At 44.4% G+C, this 2,996-nt stretch carries 3 protein-coding genes; 1 reads left to right on the top strand and 2 read right to left on the bottom strand.

Annotation, left to right across the window (positions count from 1 at the left end; translation table 11 throughout):
- Together GRP75_RS22885 and GRP75_RS22880 are read right to left on the bottom strand one after the other, a co-directional pair.
- On the bottom strand, positions 1-243 hold a 243-nt coding region (locus GRP75_RS22885; protein ID WP_160790453.1), incomplete at its 3' end, for a PadR family transcriptional regulator.
- A 250-nt stretch (positions 244-493) separates the two neighbouring features.
- Positions 494-1,057 carry a beta-class carbonic anhydrase gene (locus GRP75_RS22880; RefSeq protein WP_013310596.1) on the bottom strand — a complete coding sequence of 188 codons (564 nt, stop codon included), beginning with the start codon at positions 1,055-1,057 and terminating at the stop codon, positions 494-496.
- A gap of 173 nt (positions 1,058-1,230) precedes the next feature.
- Here GRP75_RS22880 and GRP75_RS22875 point away from each other — a divergent pair, with 173 nt between their 5' ends.
- Positions 1,231-2,748, top strand: a complete 1,518-nt coding sequence (locus GRP75_RS22875; RefSeq protein ID WP_160790452.1) for a carboxypeptidase M32 — start codon at positions 1,231-1,233, stop codon at positions 2,746-2,748.
- Positions 2,749-2,996 lie beyond the last annotated feature (248 nt).

Raw genomic sequence — 2,996 nt, 5'->3', positions numbered from 1 at the left:
CTGGGACCATTGCTGAAGCATATGGATTCCCTTGTCGGTAATGGTATACATTTTCTTATCAGGCTTGTCGGACTGCTGAATCCAACGGGAGGCTAGTAGTTCCTTGCCCTCCATACGGGCCAGTAGTGGATAGATCTGACTGTGCTTGGCCTGCCAAAAAGGCTGGATACGCAACATCAGATCATAGCCGGAGGATTCCTCTCTTGCGAGAAGCCCCAACAGACCATACGATAGTAAATTCATAGATCTTATCTCCTTCATCCATCATAGTAACGGTTGTAACAGCACTGTGGCAGGTATTCTGCAGCTTCATGAAAAGTGTACACTGAAACTGTATGGTTTGACAACTTTCAGACAGGTCGTTCACAGGTTAGCCCAAATTGGCTCCTGTCATTTTCCACGTATATGCGCTTTTTTTCATAAAAAAGGGTAGTTTAAGCTCGTATGTACGAGCTTAAACTACCTAGTAACTTTCTGCCGAAGCGTATCCTATTTACTGTTCATTCCCGTCAACGACAAGCGTTAACGCTCCTGTATCTGGATGAATAACCATGCCGTGAACGGGGGCATTAGGGGGGAGAAGCGGGTGATTTTTAATAAGCTTCACGGTAGTTTTTACCCCTTCTTCAATGTTGTCAAAACCTTTCAACCATTTATTTAGCTTAATTCCTGAATTTTCTAATGTATTCAGCACTTCCTGAGAAATTCCGCGATCGAGCATTTCATTGACCATGTGGTCTGCATTTAATGCAGCCATGCCGCATTCATAATGGCCCACGACCACTACTTCGTCTGCTCCCAGCTCATACAGGGCGACTAGTACACTGCGCATTACGCTTCCAAAGGGCTGTGAAATAATCGCACCCGCATTTTTGATGATTTTCACATCACCATTACGCAGGTTCATGGCTTTAGGGAGTAACTCTGTTAGCCGTGTATCCATACAGGTGATAATGACCATTTTTTTATTGGGGAACTTGCCCGTTCTATAGGCCTCGTATTCTTTGTTTTCTACGAAAACACGATTGTACTCTAAAATTTCTTTGATGTGATCCACGATTGTTCCCTCCAGATTCTCATAAAGTTTGATATGTACAGCCCAACGTTTATTTCAGGTCTTAGGAGCTGGTCGTACATGTTGTGTGTTGATTATACTTTTTAATATAAGTATCATCAAGTATAGGTATTGTAAAGTTTTAACCATTTTAAGTTAAAGAGGTGACCTCAAATATGGCGCAACAGACGTTGGATCAATTGACGGCTTTAAAGGAGCTCGCACAAAAAATTAGTAGTTATGGCGAAGCAGTAGGTCTGCTGCACTGGGATTTACGGACTGGTGCTCCGCGCAAGGGCGTTGACATTCGGTCGGAGACGTTAGGTATTCTGTCCACTGAAATGTTCAAGCTGATGATCTCGGATGAAATGGGACAATTGCTGCAATTTTTTGCCGCAGAAGATAAGCTGAAGCAACTGGAGGACAATGATCGCAGATTGGTGGAGGAATGCCGTAAAAATTATGAACTGAATCGTTCGGTTCCGGCAGACCGATATCGGGAGTATAGCATTCTTGCAGCACAGGCAGAGAGCAAGTGGGAGGACGCAAAGGAACATAGCGATTTTGCCGGATTTGAACCGTACTTGTCTAAAATCGTAGACATGAAGCGTGAGTTTATCGGCTACTGGGGTGTTAAGGATACAGAGTATGACACGCTTTTGGATCAATATGAGCCGGGGATGACGGTTGAAAAGTTGGATGCTGTGTTTGATCGTCTCAAAAAGCGCCTTGTGCCCCTATTGTCTAAAATTCAGGCTTCATCGAACCAGCCGGATAAGAGCTTTTTAGATGGTGTGTTTGATGTGAAGCAGCAGGAGAAGTTCAGCCTGTTCATTTTAGGACAGATGGGGTATGACTTTGACGCAGGTCGTTTGGATGAGAGTGTACATCCTTTCGCAACAGGATTAAATCCAGGTGATGTGCGTATAACAACTCATTATTTGCAAGATGATGTAACCAGTGCTATTTTCAGTTCGTTGCATGAAGGAGGCCATGCACTGTACGAACAAAATATTGCTCCAGAGCTGGCAGGATCACTACTGTCTGGAGGAACCTCTATGGGGATTCATGAATCCCAGTCGCGCTTGTGGGAAAATAAAATCGGACGCAGTCGTGCTTTTTGGGATCGGTATTACGATGATTTGCAAAAGCATTTTCCTGATCGTTTGGCGAAGGTTACGGCAGAGCAATTCTACCGGGCAGTCAACCGTGTGGAAAATTCATTGATTCGTATTGAAGCGGATGAGCTAACATATAATTTACATATCATTATCCGTTATGAAATTGAAAAAATGCTATTTAATGAAAAGCTGGATGTGAAGCGTCTCCCCGAGGTGTGGAATGCGAAATATAAGGACTACCTGGGGCTTCTACCACCGAATGACGGACTGGGCGTACTTCAAGACGTTCACTGGTCCGGGGGTGATTTTGGTTATTTTGCTTCCTACTCGCTTGGCAATATGTATGCAGCGCAAATTTTGGCGACATTACGCAAAGAGTTGCCCAATCTGGATGAATTAATTGCTGCTGGGGAACTTGAGCCGATCAAGCAATGGCTGACCGAACGTATTTACCGTTACGGCAAGAGTCGGACGCCATCCGAATTGATTGTAGCCATTACAGGTGAGGAGCTGAACCCGGATTATCTCGCCGACTATCTGGAAGAGAAATATACCTCCATATACAAGCTGTAATTTAGAAACTATAAAATAATCATATATGCATCTACCCCGCGTTCCTAGGCGAACGCGGGTTTTTTTTGTGCGATTAACCATTATAACGACAGTCGCATAACAATATATGAAGTCAACCGATGTAAAAAGGTGGGGAGGGAACAAGGATGAAAAACGGCGCTCGTTTCAAAGCTGTGGTGGCTGCGGCACTACTCGGATTACTGTTGCTCAGTGGGTGCACCCCTAAAGGAGGGGAGCAGACGATTGAG

This window comes from Paenibacillus sp. OT2-17 (genome assembly GCF_009827695.1).
GTDB lineage: Bacteria > Bacillota > Bacilli > Paenibacillales > Paenibacillaceae > Paenibacillus > Paenibacillus polymyxa_B.
Note: the sequence above shows the minus strand (reverse complement) of the source record. Positions and strands in the feature narration are given on the sequence as shown.

What these genes read in the sequence shown, in the direction of transcription:
- GRP75_RS22875 (WP_160790452.1), top strand. Translation starts at nt 1,231, where the DNA reads ATGGCGCAACAGACGTTGGATCAATTGACGGCTTTAAAGGAGCTCGCA.